The following is a 15,751-nucleotide window of genomic DNA, read 5'->3' as shown; positions in this document are numbered from 1 at the left end:
AGCGATGTTGAAGTTGTTCATGGTTGACTCCCTTTCAATCCGCCCAGCCTCGGCAGTTGACCGCTCCAAGTCAAGGCGCGCGGAAGAACCGATTGAAACAGTCTGCAACAAGGAGCGCCCCAGACTCATCATTCAGGTGCAAATGATGGCCACCGGGCAGGGTGGTCACGGTAAAGGGTAGCTGAGAAAGCAATTCGGGATGTTTCGCCAGCATGCCGTCGGCAGCGACCACCAACTGCGTAGGGCAACTTACGCGCCGCACGAAGGCCATGGCTTGTTCGTCGGTCAGGCGCATCGGCGAAGCCAGGGTCAGACGGCTATCGGTACGCCAGGTGTAACCACCCGGCACCGGCATCAAACCGCGCTGGGCCAGCAGTTCTGCGGCTTCGCGACTGACCGCGACCACGCCTTTCATACGCGCTTCGACGGCACGATCCAGGGTGTTATAGACCGGCTTGCGCTTGTCCTGCAGGTTCAATTGCGCTTGCAACGCCATGCCCAGCCGCTCGGCAGCGTTGTCACCGCTGGCGGTCGGCGGGATCACGCCGTCGATCAATCCCAGGTGCGTTACGCGCTCCGGTAAGGCACCGGCGAGCACCAGGGACACAATAGCGCCGAGAGAGTGACCAAGTAATGCAAAACGTTTCCACCCGAGTTGCTCGGCGACTTGCAGCACATCGTAGACGTAATCCCACAAGGCATAACCGGCGCCTGCAGGACGATGCGCCGAATGCCCATGCCCGGCCATGTCCAGCGCAACGATGCGCAACCCCTGAAGTTTCGGTGCCAACCGCGCAAAGCTGTTGGCGTTGTCCAGCCAGCCATGCAGGGCGATCACCGGCAAACCGTCTTCGGGGCCAAACAGATGGGCCGCCAGTTCGATATGCGGCAGGCTCAGGCGGACTTCTTCGACCGGCGTATTCATGCGCAACTTCGCTCACGGGCTTCCCAGCGGGAAAACAGGTTCTTGATCAAGGTCGCGGTGTCCTGCGGGCGTTCAAGGGGGAACATATGGCCGCCGGGCATGGTGAGCATTTCGCCCATGGGCAGGCGCCCGACGCCGCTGGCGTGGTGACGCATCACCACCCGGCTTTGCCGGCCGCGCACCACCGCCAGCGGCACCTTCAATTGGCGCACCTGGCCTGGGCTGGTGTGGGGCACGCCACGGTAGATGCTGATTTCAGTGGCCGGGTCGAAGCGCAGGCGCAGGCGATCACCCACCTGATACAGGCCATGTTGCAGGTAAGCGTCGAAGCATTCCGGGTCAAAGCCACGGAACAAGGTCTTGCCGGCGAAGTAACTGCGCGCAGCCTCCAGATCGGTAAATTCCTCGCGACGGCCCAAGGTGCGTCCGGCCGGGGTCAAGCGATCAATAAAACCCAAGCGCTTGGCCGCACGAATCACCCAACGGTCCGCACGAGTCAGCACCGGGGAGTCGAGCATCACCACCCCACGATACAACTGCGGGCACCGCATGGCGGCGTGCAGGTGCAACACGCCGCCGAGGGAATGGCCCACGCCCCACACCGGTTCCGGTTGCTGCTCCAAGTGGTGGATCAACTCATCCACCAGGTTCTGCCAGTTATCGTCCACCGGAAACCTGGGGTCGTGGCCGTGCTGCGGCAAGTGAGCCACTGCGTATTCCGGGGCCAGCGCGGCAAACAACTTGCCGTAGGTGGCCGAGGGAAAGCCATTGGCGTGAGCAAAAAACACGTGCTGCGACATACCGGTTCCATCTACAAAAACAGAGATTGATTGTCACCATGCCCGGCCGGCACGGCAATGACTGTAACCGCCAGGAATGATGACACTCACGCCACGCCTATCGCGCCGGCGGGTTCTCGCCCAGTGGCACCACGGCCATGGTCAGGCGCGAGATGCAGCTGGCCTTGCCATCGTCGCTGGTCAGGCGAATGTCCCACACCTGGGTGGTGCGGCCGATATGGATCGCCCTGGCCACCGCCGTCACCCGCCCGCTGCGCACACCGCGCAGGTGGTTGGCGTTGACCTCAAGGCCGACGCAATAGAACTTGGCGGGATCAATACACAGGTAGGCGGCCGTCGAGCCGACGGTTTCTGCCAACACCACCGACGCACCACCGTGCAGCAAGCCGTAGGGTTGATGGGTGCGATGATCGACCACCATGCTGGCGGTCAGGGACTCGTCGTCCACGCTGTCGAAGCGAATATCCAGCAGCTCACCGATGGTGTTTTTCTGCATGGCATTGAGTTGTTCGATATCCGGTTGGGTGCGCCACAGGCTCATGGGAGGGTCCTTTTTGGTTTTATGATGGCCCTAATCCTGCCACAGAACCGTCTCGGTGCGCTCGCTCCAAACCTGAAACTGAGCGCCGTAAGTCGACTCGATCACGTTGCGCTTAATCTTCAAGGTCGGGGTTAAAAAGCCGTTTTCCACTGCCCAGTTGTCTTTCACCACCACCAGTTGGCGCAGACGCTCATGTTTATCCAGCGCTCCGTTGACCTGTTCCAGCCAGCGTTCAAGACTGCTGCGCAGCGCTTGCGGGTCCTGTTCCAGCGCCGACAACACGCACAAACCAATAGGCGCGCTCAGGCCATCGCCCACCACACACACCTGCTCGATACGCGGATGTTCGGCCAGGCGGTTTTCGATTGGCGCCGGGGCCACGTATTTGCCTTTGCTGGTTTTGAAGATTTCCTTGAGCCGCCCGGTCAGGCGCAGGCGGCCATCGGCATCCTGCTCGCCTTTGTCGCCAGTACGCAGGAAACCATCAGCGGTGAGGGTCTCGCAGGTTTTCTGCGGGTCCTTGAAGTAACCGAGCATGGTCGCACCGCTGCGCACCTGCACTTCGCCCGAGGGGTCGATGCGCACTTCAACACCGGGGCACGGCAGGCCGATCCAGCCGAGGATCTGTTGGCCGGGACGGCACACATGGGAGTAGCCGCAGCTCTCGGTCATGCCATACACCTCGAGCACATCCAGGCCCAGGCGTTGGTACCAGCGCAGCAGCGCCTCAGGCACGGGCGCCGCGCCGGACAGTGCGATGCGCAACGCGTCCAGGCCCAGGCCGGCAAGTACCTTGTGACCTACGCGTTTGCCGATAAAGGGCAGGCGCAGCAAGGTGTCGAGGCGCTTTTGCGGGATCTTGGCGTAGACGCCCATCTGAAATTTGGTCCAGATCCGCGGCACGCCAAACAGTGCGGTCGGACGTGCCCTACGCAGATCGGTCAGAAAAGTATCCAGGCTTTCTGCGAAATACACCGTTTGCCCGGTGTAAATCGACGCCATCTCCACAAACATCCGCTCCGCCACATGGCACAACGGCAGGTAGGACAACAGCCGGTCGCCCTCCCCCAGCCCAAATAACTCGGTGCCGCGGGTGGCGGCAAACCCCAAGGCGCCAAAGCTGTGCATCACGCCTTTGGGGAGGCCGGTGGTGCCGGAGGTATAGATGATGGTGGCCAGGTCCGGAGCTGCAGGCTGGGGGGCATCGTGAATCGGCGGGCACGCTTGCAGGTCGGCCCAACTGAAATCGAACGCGCCCGACGGGCACAGTGGCAGGCTGATGGTCGGCACACCCGCCCGCACACCGGGTGCCATGGCGGGCCAATCGTCGAGTTTGCCGATAAACACCAGTGCCGCCTCGGAATGGCTGAGCACATGGGCAACGGAGTCGGCGGTGAGGTTGGGGTACAGCGGCACAGAGACGTGCCCGGCCATCCAGATCGCCAAGTCGGCAATGATCCAGTGCGCGCAGTTTTTCGAGATCAGGGCAATGTGCGAGCCCTGGGGCAACTCGCGAGCACGCAGCCAGTGCGCGGCGCAACGGGCCTGGTGACCGACATCGCCCCACGTGAGGCTTTGCACCTCGCTGCCGCCAGTGGGCTGGACCAGAAAGGTCTGGCGCGGGTGGCGCGCTTCACGTTCAAAGAAGACCTGCAACGGCAAACGAAAAGCGACGGGCATGGGACGCGCTCCTTTGTGGTCCGACGATAGCCAACCAAGCACTTGCTTGGTTGAATATATAGCACACACAAAGCAGCGATATCGCCTACGGGTGTTTCACGCCTACCAGGCTCATCAACCCCGCCAGCGGGAAATCCCCCTCCAGTTCCGCCAGGCTGGCGGTGTGCATCGGCTGCGGCTGACGCGGGTGACCATGCTGCAGAAAGCTGATCAGGCTGCCCACCAACGGCTGGTGGCTGACCAGCAGCACGTTGTCATCGGTGTCGAGCTTTTCCAGCACCTGCCCAGGATTGCCCTCCGGCGTGAGCCACGGCACCGTGCGAATATCCGGCTCGAACCCCAAGGCCTCACGCACCAGGTGCGCGGTCTGCTGTGCCCGCACATAAGGGCTGGCGATGATGGCACTGAGGGGTTGGCCGATCAGGTGCGCGGCACTGCGCAACACTTCAGCGCGCCCGTGTTCGGTGAGGTTGCGCTGGGCGTCGGAGGGGGCATGGGCTTCTGCTTCGCCGTGACGCAAAATCCACAACTTCACAGCTTTGGCTCCTCATCACGCACCGGGTGCGGCGCTGGCGGCACGCTGTGGGCGGCTTCGCCTTCGGGTGCGCGCGGGGTCGGCCAGTCGGCGAACGGCCATGGTTTCTGTTCGGAGTGGAAGCTGCCGAAACGGCCGATCTGCGCCAGGAACTGGCTGAGGCTGTCGCCGAAGTTCATCAGGCCCAGGTTCGGTGCGCCATAGATCAAGCGGTAGATCAACTGCACCACCACCAGCGCGCCGAGCAGGAACTGCGCCACTTGCCACACCAGGGCAAACACCAGCATCCACAGGATGCGCAGGCCAATGGATTCGTACGTGGGCGCTGCTTTTGGATCGTTCATGACGCGTTCCTCAGTTGAAACCACTGGTGGAAATAAAGTCGACATCGGTTTTCGGTTCGGCGCGCATCAGCAGCTCGATGACCTGGTCCAAGGTGCGCCCTTCAAACAGGATCGCGTGCAGCCCGGCGACCAGCGGCATATACACGCCGGCCTCCTGGGCCTTGGCCTTGAGCACCTTGAGGGTGTTGACGCCTTCGGCCACTTCACCCAGGCGCGTGACCGCGTCTTCCAGGCTCAAGCCCTGGCCGAGGGCGAAACCCACCTGGTAGTTGCGGCTTTTCGGCGAGGAGCAGGTGACGATCAAGTCGCCCACACCCGCCAGCCCCAGGAAGGTCATCGGGTTGGCGCCCTGGTTCACGGCAAAACGGGTCATCTCGGCCAAGGCGCGGGTGATCAGCATGCTCTTGGTGTTTTCGCCCATGCCCAGCGCCACGGCCATGCCGGCGATGATCGCATAGACGTTTTTCAGCGCACCGCCCAGTTCGACGCCAAAGCGGTCGTTGCTGGCATAGACGCGGAAGGTCCGGCCATGCAGCACGGCCTGGACGCGCTCGCAGAGTGCTTCGTCTTCACTGGCGACCACGGTGGCGGTCAGCGCGTGCTCGGCCACTTCCCGCGCCAGGTTCGGCCCGGACAGCACGCCAATGCGCGCCTGAGGAGCGATTTCTTCAAGGATTTCGCTCATCAGCTTGAAGGTCTGCGCCTCAATGCCTTTAGTCAGGCTGACCAGCAGCTTGCCCGCTAGGCGTTCGGCGTGGGGCGCCAACACCGAACGCAGTGCGCTGGACGGCAACGCGACAAAGCACAGCTCGCAGGCTGTGAGGGTTTCCAGCAGGTCGGTGACAGGCTCGACCGCCGGATGAATCTTGATGCCTTTGAGGTAACGCGGATTTTCCCGGTTAACTCGAATGGCCTCGGCCTGTTCGGGATCGCGCATCCACTGGCGCACAGCGTGACCGTTTTCGGCCAGCAAATTTGCCACGGCGGTACCAAAACTTCCGCCTCCCAGGACCGCGATAGGGCGCTGTTCAGTCATATGCAATCCGTTAATCCATACCAGTGGCGATGGCGCATTATACGGGCCGACCCGCTTGCGGCCAGCCCCCGTATCAATTCGTGCGTTTGTCGGAAAATGGCAGGTTTGCATGAAGTAATTACAAGTCCGACGACTGGCAAAAGGCCCCACCTCAGTTAACATGGGCGGCTATCCGCAATTATCAAGGCCGTGCCGTGTATTTGGGCCCTCCTCCTCGTCTACCTTTGTGGCTGATGCTGCTGTGCAGCGCGCCGGTCATGGCCGATGACCTGTTCCTCGACAGCCAGCCCCTGCCCCAAGTGCTGACCGCCACGCGTCTCAAGCAATCGGCCGCCGCCGTGCCTGGCAGCATGACCGTGATCGACAGCGAGCTGATCAAGGCCAGTGGCGCGCGGGATATCAGTGAACTGCTGCGGCTGGTACCAGGGATGATGGTCGGCTACACCACCGGCAACCAGGCGGCGGTGAACTACCATGGCACCAGTGCCAGCGATGCGCGGCGCATGCAGGTGCTGATAGACGGCCGCTCGGTGTATCGCGCGGGCTTGGCCACCGTGGACTGGAGCGACATTCCGGTCGCCATGGAAGATATAGAGCGCATCGAAGTGTTCCGTGGCCCCAACACCGTCAGCTACGGCGCCAATGCCTTGATGGCGGTGGTCAACATCCTCACGCGCTCGCCAGCCAACACTCATGGCTCGCGGGTCAAGGTGGTGCGTGGCGCACGTGGCATCAACGACTTCTATGCCAGCCAGGGCGCAGGATGGGAAACCGGCGACTTGCGCCTGTCCCTCTCCGGGCAGCAGGACGACGGCTTCGACAGCGACGCTGCCGGTGCCGACCGCCGTGACGGCCGCCGCCTCAACCGCTTCAGCCTGGCAATCAGCCAGACGCTGAACACCCAACAGAGCATCGACGTGCAGTTGGATGCAAAGGAAGGCACCAACCAACGACCCTATACCTACACTCCAGTGTTTGCCGGGATTACCGAAGGCGGTAACAATTCTGACGTCACAGCCAAGGACTACGCGGGTTCCCTGCGTTGGAATTTTGATTTCAATCCTGACCACAGCCTGTATATCCAGGGCTCGGCCCAACAGTGGGATCGCCGGCAAATCTGGAAAGCCTGTGATGCCAAGGTCTCGTTCAGCCCGGAGCTGACCCAGTTATGGCAGCTGAACCCCAATTATGCCGAACAGCTGGCCCGGCACATGGACACTTACAGCCAAGGCAGTGCGCCACCGGGCAGCCCCGCCGAGCAAGCCCTGGCCGACCAGGTGCTGGACCAATGGCGTAACGGCGCCAACCAGAGCGTGTGCGGTGACATCGACCAAAGCACCCGCGAAAGCCGCTACGACCTGGAGATTCAGGACACCCTCAGCCTGTCCGACAGCCTGCGCTTGGTCAGCGGCATGAACTACCGCTACGACCGCGCCGACTCCGACACCTATTTCAACGGCACTCTGGACGACACCACCTGGCGTCTGTTCGGCCAGTTGGAATGGCGCGCCAGCGAGCATTGGCTGCTGCAAGGCGGCGCGATGTACGAAGACACGCACCTGAGCGGCAACTCGCTGACGCCACGGGTGGCCGTCAACTACCTGATCAACCCCCGCCACGGCCTGCGCGCGGTGTATTCAGAAGCGATCCGCTCGCCGGACATGTTCGAGAACAATGTCAACTGGAGCTATCGCGTCACCAACCTCGGCTCCCCGGCCTATGGGCAGACCACCGGGCAATACTTCGTAAAGACCCGGGGCCCGGGCAACCTCGATAAAGAGATGATGAAATCGAGGGAACTAGGGTACAACGGCTTTTTTGCCGACATCGGGCTGAACATGGACGTGAAACTGTTCTACGACGAGATCACCAACATGATCAGCTCGCCGCTGCGCAATAACCAATACATTGCCAGCAACGCCAACAGCTCACGGTTTACCGGCGCTGAATCCCAGTTCGACTGGCGCGTGAGCAACGCCGACCGCCTGCGGCTGACCTATGCTTACGTCGATGCCACCAGCAGTAACCCGCGTGATAAAGCACAAACCGCGCGTAACAGTGGATCCGCCGGCTGGTTGCGTGAATGGGGTCGCGGCTGGTCGAGCGCGCTGTTCTACTATGGCGACGACGCACTCAACGGCTACCGCTTCGAACGGGCCGACCTGCGGGTGGCCAAGCGCATTGCCCTGGGCAAAGCCAACGTGGAGCTGGCCGGCATGTTGCAACAACGCCTCGATAACCAGCCCACCACCTGGGCCGATAACAATTACGACAGTCGCCACGTGCTCTACTTCAGCGCGGAGTTAGAGTTCTGAGATGGGCGACTCGTCACGGATGACCCGTTCTTTTATCAATACGCTCTGGCGACGCGCTGCGCTGCTCGGTTGCCTGCTGTTTGCCGCTCCTGCCTGGAGCGCCGAGATCCTGCTGACCGCCGCCGAAGACGGCGCGGGCGTGCAGGCCTTTGCCCAGGCGCTGGCCCAACAACGCCCCGAAGACCAAGTCACTTTCACCGCCCTCAAGGATCTACCGGCTCCCAGCCACCTGCCGGCCAACACACGCCTGATCCTGCTCGACCTGCCCGGCCTCGACTGGCGCCTGCAAGACCCCCAGGGCCCGCCGACGCTGGTGCTGCGCATTAGTCGGCTGCAGGCCCACCAGCGCCTGGGCACAACGCAGCACCCACGCATCAGCCTGTTGTGGAGCGACCCGCCGCTGGAGCGCCAATTGCGCCTGATCACCGGCATCCTTCCCCAAGCACGGCGCATCGGCGTGCTCTATGGCGCCGAAAGTGAATTTCTCCTGCCCGAACTGCGCCAGCACGCCACGCCCCTGGGCCTGGAAATCGTGCCGCAGCTCTGGGACAACATTAATGACAGTCGACCGTTGCAAACCCTGTTCAGAAACAGTGACGTGTTGCTTGGCCTCGACGACCCGCAGCTGTACAACCCGAAAACCGCGAAGAACCTGTTGCTGAGCAGCTATGCCCAGCAATTGCCGTTGGTGGGCCCGAATGCGGGCTTTGTGCGGGCCGGCAGCCTGGCCAGCACCTACAGCGACCAGGACGACTGGCTGCGCGTGCTCGACCGCCTGCTCGACCATCCGCCAGCCAATTGGCCGAGTTCGCTGTATCCGGAACACTTCAAAGTCGTGGGCAACCCGCAAGTCGCGCGCTCACTGGGGATCGAACAGGTGGACGAAGCCAGCGTTGCCACGCGATTGGCCGAAGGAGAAAAACGCCCATGACCTTGCGTCGCCGTTGGGATATCAACACCCGTACCCAGCTCATCACCCTGGGCCCGGCACTGTTGCTGACGTTGCTGTTGATCAGCTTCTTTACCTTCGTGCGTATCCAGGACCTGCGCCAGGAACTGGACCACACCGGCCAATTGATCGCTAACCAACTGGCGCCCGCCACCGAATACGGGGTGATTTCCGGCAACAATGATGTGCTTGATAGCCTGTTGCGCGCCACGCTGGCCACGCCCCATGTGCGCTTCCTGGAGATCCAGGACAGCAGCGAGAACATTCTGGTGTACGTCGAGCAACCTTCAGAGAAACACGACCGTTCGCTGTCGGTAAAAGTGTTCCAGGCGCCGATTCGCCTGCAACACATCCAGTTGGGCAATGACTTTTTCCAGGACAACCTCAACGAACCCAAGGCACCGCGTGCGGACTACCTGGGCCGGGTGATCGTCGGCATGTCCAACGACGCGTTCAGTCAGCGCCAGCAGGAGATCCTGTTCAAGGCCGGCATCCTGGCGCTGTTCGCCCTGTTGTTCACCTTCCTGCTCGCACGGCGCCTGGCCGCCAGCCTGTCACAGCCAATCAGCGCCATGGGCAATGCGGTGAAGGCCATCCAGCAAGGTGACTACAAGACGCCGCTGCCGATCGTGGATGACTCAGAGCTCGGCGACCTGTCGCGGCATATCAATAACCTCGCCGAAGGGCTCAACCAGGCCAGTCGCGAACAACAGCAGGCCATGGCCCAGTTGATCCAGACCCGCGAAGAAGCCGAGCGCGCCAACAATGCCAAGTCGGATTTCCTGGCGATGATGAGTCATGAGCTGCGCACGCCCATGAACGGTGTGCTGGGCATGTTGCAGTTACTGGAAACCACCGAGATGACCGAGGAGCAGACCGAGTACGCGGCGCTGGCTTCCGAGTCCACCGAGCATTTGCTCAAGGTCATCAATGACATCCTCGACTTCTCGCGGATCGAACGCGCCGCGCTGGAGTTGGAGCACATTCCGTTCAACCTCGCGGAGCTGATCAACAGCTGCGCCCAGGCCTTCCAGCACAGCGCGCAGCAGCGTGGGTTGGCGCTGCAGCTGTCGATCCCGCAAGGGATGGACGCCTTGCGGGTGCAGGGCGACCCGACGCGGATCCGCCAAATTCTGGTGAACCTGATCGGCAACGCACTGAAGTTCACCGAGCACGGCGCGGTCAGCGTTGAACCCCAGTGGCAGGCCCTCGACCATGAACTGGTGTGGTTCACCTGTACCGTGCGTGACAGTGGCATCGGGATTTCCACCGAGCGCCTGGAATTGATGTTCGATGCATTCCAGCAAGCCGACAGTTCCATTTCAAGACGTTACGGCGGCACCGGCCTGGGACTGCCCATCGCCCGTACCCTGGCTGAACGCATGGGCGGCACCCTACGCGCACAGAGCGAAGAAGGCCGTGGCTCGGTGTTCACCCTGGAAATTCCCCTGGCCATTGATCAGCAGAGCTTGCCGGCCATCGCTACCGACGCCGACGGCAAAGGCAGCGCCGGCGATGGCCGCCATGTGCTGCTGGTGGAAGACAACCCAGTCAACCGCACCGTGGTCGAAGCCATGCTGCGCAGCCTGGGCTTCGCAGTGAGCATTGCCACCGACGGCGCCGAGGCGATCCGTAGCGCCGAAAGCCTGATTTTCACGGCGATCCTGATGGATTGCCGACTACCGCTGATCGATGGCTACGAAGCCACCCGACAGATTCGCCAATTGCCGGGGTGCGCTGACCTGCCGATCATCGCCCTGACTGCCAACGCCTTGCAGGGTGACCGTGAAGCCTGTCTTGCAGCCGGAATGAACGATTACCTGGCCAAGCCGTTCAAACGCACGGATTTGCAGCAAATCCTGCAACGTTGGGTGCAATAGCGCCGCGCCATCAGCCAACTGCGACTGGCGTGAAAGGCGAAAGTGCGGCAGTCTTAGGCACCCGAACGGACCCATAAACAGGCCCGGTTTAAAATTTCAGTGAACAAGTGTACATTGAGTGCCTTGCCGCTGTGACTTTCACTACAACGCAATAGTCTATGTGTAGGCTGCCGACATGAGGCATGAACGCTTTATTCGGTTCGGGAAGATTTGCCCTACCCTGCCGCATGGGATTATTGAGGAGCTCGCATGACCAAACAAAACGCCTTTACTCGGGAAGACCTGCTGCGCTGCAGTCGCGGTGAGCTGTTCGGCCCAGGTAACGCGCAACTGCCCGCCCCGAACATGCTGATGGTGGATCGCATCACCCATATCAGCGAAGAAGGTGGCAAGTACGGCAAAGGTGAATTGGTCGCCGAGCTGGATATCACCCCGGACCTGTGGTTCTTCGCCTGCCATTTCGAAGGTGACCCGGTGATGCCAGGCTGCCTGGGCCTTGACGCCATGTGGCAACTGGTTGGCTTCTACCTGGGCTGGCAAGGCCTGCCGGGTCGCGGTCGCGCCCTGGGTTCGGGCGAAGTGAAATTCTTTGGCCAGGTCTTGCCGACCGCCAAGAAAGTCACCTACAACATTCAAATCAAGCGCGTCCTCAAGGGCAAGCTGAACCTGGCTATCGCTGACGGTTCGGTGACTGTCGACGGTCGCGAGATCTATACTGCCGAAGGTCTTCGAGTCGGCGTATTCACTTCCACTGACAACTTTTAAGGGTTATCCGCATGCGCCGCGTCGTTATCACTGGTCTGGGCATCGTTTCTTGCCTGGGCAATGACAAAGAGACCGTCACCGCTAACCTGCGTGCAAGTCGCCCTGGCATCCGCTTCAACCCGGAATATGCCGAAATGGGTCTGCGTAGCCAGGTTTCCGGCTCCATCGACCTGCCCCTCGAAGAACTGATCGATCGCAAGATCTATCGCTTCGTCGGCCACGCTGCCGCCTACGCCTACCTGGCGATGAAAGACGCGATCGCCGACTCCGGCTTGAGCGAAGACCAGGTATCCAACGTACGCACCGGCCTGATCGCCGGCTCCGGCGGCGCATCGACCCTCAACCAGATGGAAGCGCTGGACATCCTGCGCGAAAAAGGCGTGAAGCGCGTTGGCCCGTACCGTGTTACGCGGACCATGGGCAGCACCGTTTCGGCCTGCCTGGCCACGCCGTTTGCTATCAAGGGCGTGAACTACTCGATCTCCTCGGCCTGCGCCACCAGTGCTCACTGCATCGGGACTGCCGTTGAGCAGATCCAGCTGGGCAAGCAGGACATCGTGTTCGCCGGCGGCGGTGAAGAAGAGCATTGGAGCCAATCGTTCCTGTTCGACGCCATGGGCGCACTGTCCACCCAGTACAACGAAACCCCGGAAAAGGCCTCCCGCGCCTACGACGCCAAGCGTGACGGTTTCGTCATTGCCGGCGGCGGCGGCATGGTAGTGGTCGAAGAGCTGGAACACGCTCTGGCCCGTGGTGCCAAGATCTACGCGGAAATCGTTGGCTACGGCGCGACGTCCGACGGCTACGACATGGTTGCGCCAAGCGGTGAAGGCGCCATCCGTTGCATGCAGATGGCGATGTCTACCGTTGACACCCCAATCGACTACCTGAACACCCACGGCACGTCGACTCCGGTCGGCGACGCCAAGGAAATGGAAGGCGTGCGTGCGGTTTTCGGCGACAAGGCCCCGGCCATCAGCTCTACCAAGAGCCTGTCCGGTCACTCCCTGGGCGCCGCTGGCGTTCACGAAGCGATCTACTGCCTGCTGATGATGGAAGGCAACTTCATGGCCGGCTCGGCCAACATCGACGAGATTGACCCGGTTGTGGCTGATATGCCGATCCTGACCAAGACCGTTGAAAACGCCAAGATCGATACCGTGATGAGCAACAGCTTTGGCTTTGGTGGCACTAACGCTACCTTGGTGCTGAAACGCTGGCAGGGTAAGTAAGGCCTGTAGCTTGATCGAATAAAAAGCCCCGACTGGTTCGGGGCTTTTTATTGGGTGAAATCAATACCTCGACGGCTTAGGCAGGATGGCCAGGAAGTTATCCCGCGCCACTTTGTGGGCCACCTGCGCAGGCAGCGCATCGAGGAACGGATCAAAGCGGCGCATTTCCTTACCCAGCTTGTTGAAGCGCCCTACCACGTCAGAACCCAGCATGAAGCGCTCCGGGAAGCGCTCCACCAGCTTTACCCACTCTGGGCGGGGCTTGCCCGCTTCATCGAGCAAGTAAGGCGTGAGCATGCTCCAGGACAGGTCGATATACAGGTTGGGGTAAGCCTCAAGCAGGCGACTCAACGTGGGCAGTAAGAAGTCCATCTGCACCTGATGCCGGTGGATTTCCTTGCTGGTGCCGGCATGGGCCCAGATAAAGCGGGTGTGTGGATGGTTGCGCAGCGACTCCTCGACCTCGGCGAGATACAGCGGGTTACGCTCGCGCTTGGAGGTGATATTGGAGTGCAGCATCACCGGCAGGTCGTTTTCAGCGGCCAAGTGGTAGATGCGGGTCATGGCTTCGTTATTGGCGCGTGGGGTGTCGCCTGATGTCAGGGCGGTGAGGTCGTCGTGACGGGTGAACACCTCACCGATACCCTGCCACAGCCCCGGGTTCAGGTCGAGCATGCGCTGGATATGGGCCGCGGAGTTTTTGTCGTTAGGGTTAAAGCCCGACAGGAATGGATGAAAGTACTGGCGCTGCTCAGGGGCCAGTTTATTGACCGCAGCGGCGACGATCACGTCAGTGGCACTGTACCAATAGGCATCGGCGTCATCACCGGCGTAATAGCGTGGGCGTTTGGGCTCGTCTTCGTGCCATTTCTTCGCGACCGGTATGCCGGAAATCATCACATGCTCAATGCGGTTGTCGGCCATCGCCTTGAGCAGCTGGTCCATACCCGCCGTTTCCTGGAAAAAATCCACGTAATGCAGGTGCGCGTCGCTGTAGGCATAGTCACGGGCCTGCGCAGCAAGGCTACTGGCGGCGAGCAACAGGGCAAGGGTCAGGCGAGTCCAGGGCACGGTAAAACCTCGATTAGGGCTGATACGGGTAGACCTTGCGCGCCCTGCCGGGGTTCATCCAGCAAAAAACGCGGAACACCGAAGTGCCAGCATGCTCTATAACTGCATGACCTTCATCCTGCCACCCTGTGAGGTTTGCCATGCCTGTTACCGTGAATACCCTGAATCAGGACAACTTTCGCCATAGCGTCAATATCAACAACCATGAGTTGTTTACTGACCTGCCCAAAAGCCTGGGCGGCGACGATTCGGCGCCCTCCCCCCATGACTACTTCGACGCGGCACTGGCGTCGTGCAAAGCCTTGACCGTCAGGCTTTATGCCCAGAAAAAAGACATCCCGTTGACCGGTGTGACCGTGGAAGTCACCCACGACGCCACCGAAGAGCAAAAGGGCAAATACACGCTCAACGTCAAGCTGACGCTAAAGGGCGTACTCACCGACGAACAACGCGATGAATTGCATCGCGTGGCTGATCGCTGCCCGGTGCACAAGTTGATGACTACCGCCGAGGTCAGCATCGAGACCCAATTGTCGGAAGGCGCCTTCAGCCAATAGCGGCAACATCCTACCGAGCGGGTTATGCTCAGAAGCATCCAACCCGCTCAGACTGGGATGCACCATGACCACCCTCACCGTGATCCGCCCTCGCCCCGAAGATGTCGAAGGCCAACCCATCCTGCGCCCTTTGCCATCGCGAGAATGCCGCAGCGTTGGGCCTTTTGTGTTTTTCGACCATATGCTGCTCACCCGCTACGCGCCCGGCGATGGCATGAACATCCGCCAGCACCCGCATATCGGGCTGTCGACCCTCACTTATCTGTTCGACGGTGCACTGCAGCACAAGGACAGCCTGGGGTCGGACCAAGTGGTGCAGGCCGGCGATGTCAGTTGGATGACTGCCGGCAGTGCGATTGCCCACGTCGAGCGCACGCCAGAGGCGCTCAAGGCCAGCGGTTTCAGCCTGCATGGGCTGCAAGTGTGGCTGGCATCACCAATGGACCACGAAACGGGGCCGGGGCATTACAGCCATCACCCGGCAGCGAGCTTGCCGGTGAGTGACAACCTCGGCGTGCAGATCCGCCTGATTGCGGGTGATGGGTTCTGCCTCAAGTCGCCGGTGCCGGTGCTATCGCCCACGCTGTATGCCGAGGTGCGCATGCAAACGGCCACGACGCTGCTGATTCCTGATGAGCATGAGGAACGCGCGGTGTATGTGCTGGAGGGTGAGGTGCAGTTGGAGGGTGAGCCGTTGGAGGTGCATAGCCTGGTGGTGTTGCCGGTCGAACGGGAGATGACGTTGTCTGCCGATACCGATTGTCACCTGGTCCTGATTGGCGGCGCAGCGCTGGATGGGCCACGGCGGATCAATTGGAATTTTGTGGCGAGTGATCCCTTAAGAATCGAGCAGGCGCGGCAGCGCTGGGCGGCTGGGGATTGGCCGACGGTGCCGGGTGAGTCTGAAAGAATTGAGTTGCCTGTGAGATAGCTATCGCAGGCAAGCCAGCTCCCACTTTTGACTGTGTTCACAAATCAAACTGTGGGAGCTGGCTTGTCGGGTCGCCGCACCGCTGCGATGAGCATAAGTATCTACACATCTTCAAAGTGAAATTGCGTAGCAGCTGTCGAGCCCCGGCGAGGCTGCGTTTGCGGGCTGTCTGACACACCGCTGACGCAGC

The 15,751-nt window shown here is 61.2% G+C and carries 15 protein-coding genes; 7 read left to right on the top strand and 8 right to left on the bottom strand.

Annotation, left to right across the window (positions count from 1 at the left end; genetic code table 11):
- Positions 1 to 70: 70 nt before the first annotated feature.
- The 7 genes from JBO08_RS26390 to JBO08_RS26360 form a co-directional block, all read right to left on the bottom strand.
- On the bottom strand, positions 71 to 925 hold the full coding sequence (locus tag JBO08_RS26390) for an alpha/beta hydrolase (protein WP_220075235.1): 855 nt from the start codon (positions 923 to 925) through the stop codon (positions 71 to 73).
- Complete coding sequence (locus tag JBO08_RS26385; protein ID WP_049709209.1) at positions 922 to 1,725, bottom strand: alpha/beta fold hydrolase; 804 nt, start codon at positions 1,723 to 1,725, stop codon at positions 922 to 924. The genes JBO08_RS26390 and JBO08_RS26385 overlap by 4 nt, the downstream gene beginning before the upstream one ends.
- 97 nt (positions 1,726 to 1,822) lie before the next feature.
- On the bottom strand, positions 1,823 to 2,266 hold the full coding sequence (locus tag JBO08_RS26380) for a hotdog fold thioesterase (protein ID WP_065882479.1): 444 nt from the start codon (positions 2,264 to 2,266) through the stop codon (positions 1,823 to 1,825).
- Between the two features lie 30 nt (positions 2,267 to 2,296).
- A complete protein-coding gene (locus JBO08_RS26375; RefSeq protein WP_220075236.1) occupies positions 2,297 to 3,946 on the bottom strand; it encodes an AMP-binding protein in 1,650 nt (549 codons plus the stop codon).
- 85 nt (positions 3,947 to 4,031) lie between these two features.
- A complete protein-coding gene (sixA, locus tag JBO08_RS26370) occupies positions 4,032 to 4,481 on the bottom strand; it encodes a phosphohistidine phosphatase SixA (protein WP_065872652.1) in 450 nt (149 codons plus the stop codon).
- A complete protein-coding gene (locus tag JBO08_RS26365; protein WP_065872653.1) occupies positions 4,478 to 4,825 on the bottom strand; it encodes a DUF4389 domain-containing protein in 348 nt (115 codons plus the stop codon). The genes sixA and JBO08_RS26365 overlap by 4 nt, the downstream gene beginning before the upstream one ends.
- 10 nt (positions 4,826 to 4,835) lie before the next feature.
- On the bottom strand, positions 4,836 to 5,861 hold the full coding sequence (locus tag JBO08_RS26360) for an NAD(P)H-dependent glycerol-3-phosphate dehydrogenase (protein ID WP_220075237.1): 1,026 nt from the start codon (positions 5,859 to 5,861) through the stop codon (positions 4,836 to 4,838).
- Between the two features lie 194 nt (positions 5,862 to 6,055).
- Here JBO08_RS26360 and JBO08_RS26355 point away from each other — a divergent pair, with 194 nt between their 5' ends.
- The 5 genes from JBO08_RS26355 to fabB all read left to right on the top strand — a co-directional run bounded on the left by JBO08_RS26355 (position 6,056) and on the right by fabB (position 13,002).
- Complete coding sequence (locus JBO08_RS26355) at positions 6,056 to 8,176, top strand: TonB-dependent siderophore receptor (RefSeq protein WP_345945871.1); 2,121 nt, start codon at positions 6,056 to 6,058, stop codon at positions 8,174 to 8,176.
- Position 8,177: 1 nt separating this feature from the next.
- Positions 8,178 to 9,107 carry an ABC transporter substrate-binding protein gene (locus JBO08_RS26350; protein ID WP_220075238.1) on the top strand — a complete coding sequence of 310 codons (930 nt, stop codon included), beginning with the start codon at positions 8,178 to 8,180 and terminating at the stop codon, positions 9,105 to 9,107.
- Positions 9,104 to 11,005, top strand: a complete 1,902-nt coding sequence (locus JBO08_RS26345; protein WP_065872657.1) for an ATP-binding protein — start codon at positions 9,104 to 9,106, stop codon at positions 11,003 to 11,005. The genes JBO08_RS26350 and JBO08_RS26345 overlap by 4 nt, the downstream gene beginning before the upstream one ends.
- A 249-nt stretch (positions 11,006 to 11,254) precedes the next feature.
- A complete protein-coding gene (fabA, locus tag JBO08_RS26340; RefSeq protein WP_003210552.1) occupies positions 11,255 to 11,770 on the top strand; it encodes a 3-hydroxyacyl-[acyl-carrier-protein] dehydratase FabA in 516 nt (171 codons plus the stop codon).
- Between the two features lie 11 nt (positions 11,771 to 11,781).
- Positions 11,782 to 13,002 carry a beta-ketoacyl-ACP synthase I gene (fabB, locus tag JBO08_RS26335; protein ID WP_012723103.1) on the top strand — a complete coding sequence of 407 codons (1,221 nt, stop codon included), beginning with the start codon at positions 11,782 to 11,784 and terminating at the stop codon, positions 13,000 to 13,002.
- 60 nt (positions 13,003 to 13,062) lie between these two features.
- On the opposite strand, the gene JBO08_RS26330 is transcribed toward fabB, so the two are convergent.
- Positions 13,063 to 14,073 (bottom strand): amidohydrolase family protein, encoded by a 1,011-nt coding sequence (locus JBO08_RS26330; protein ID WP_065882474.1) that lies wholly within the window; start codon positions 14,071 to 14,073, stop codon positions 13,063 to 13,065.
- A 140-nt stretch (positions 14,074 to 14,213) separates the two neighbouring features.
- On the opposite strand from JBO08_RS26330, the gene JBO08_RS26325 reads away from it, so the two are divergent.
- Positions 14,214 to 14,630 carry an OsmC family protein gene (locus JBO08_RS26325; protein ID WP_065872659.1) on the top strand — a complete coding sequence of 139 codons (417 nt, stop codon included), beginning with the start codon at positions 14,214 to 14,216 and terminating at the stop codon, positions 14,628 to 14,630.
- Between the two features lie 64 nt (positions 14,631 to 14,694).
- On the top strand, positions 14,695 to 15,561 hold the full coding sequence (locus JBO08_RS26320) for a pirin family protein (RefSeq protein ID WP_220075239.1): 867 nt from the start codon (positions 14,695 to 14,697) through the stop codon (positions 15,559 to 15,561).
- Positions 15,562 to 15,751: the final 190 nt, after the last annotated feature.

Source organism: Pseudomonas sp. LAP_36, assembly GCF_019456785.1.
Classification (GTDB): Bacteria; Pseudomonadota; Gammaproteobacteria; order Pseudomonadales; family Pseudomonadaceae; genus Aquipseudomonas; species Aquipseudomonas tritici.
Note: the sequence above shows the minus strand (reverse complement) of the source record. Positions and strands in the feature narration are given on the sequence as shown.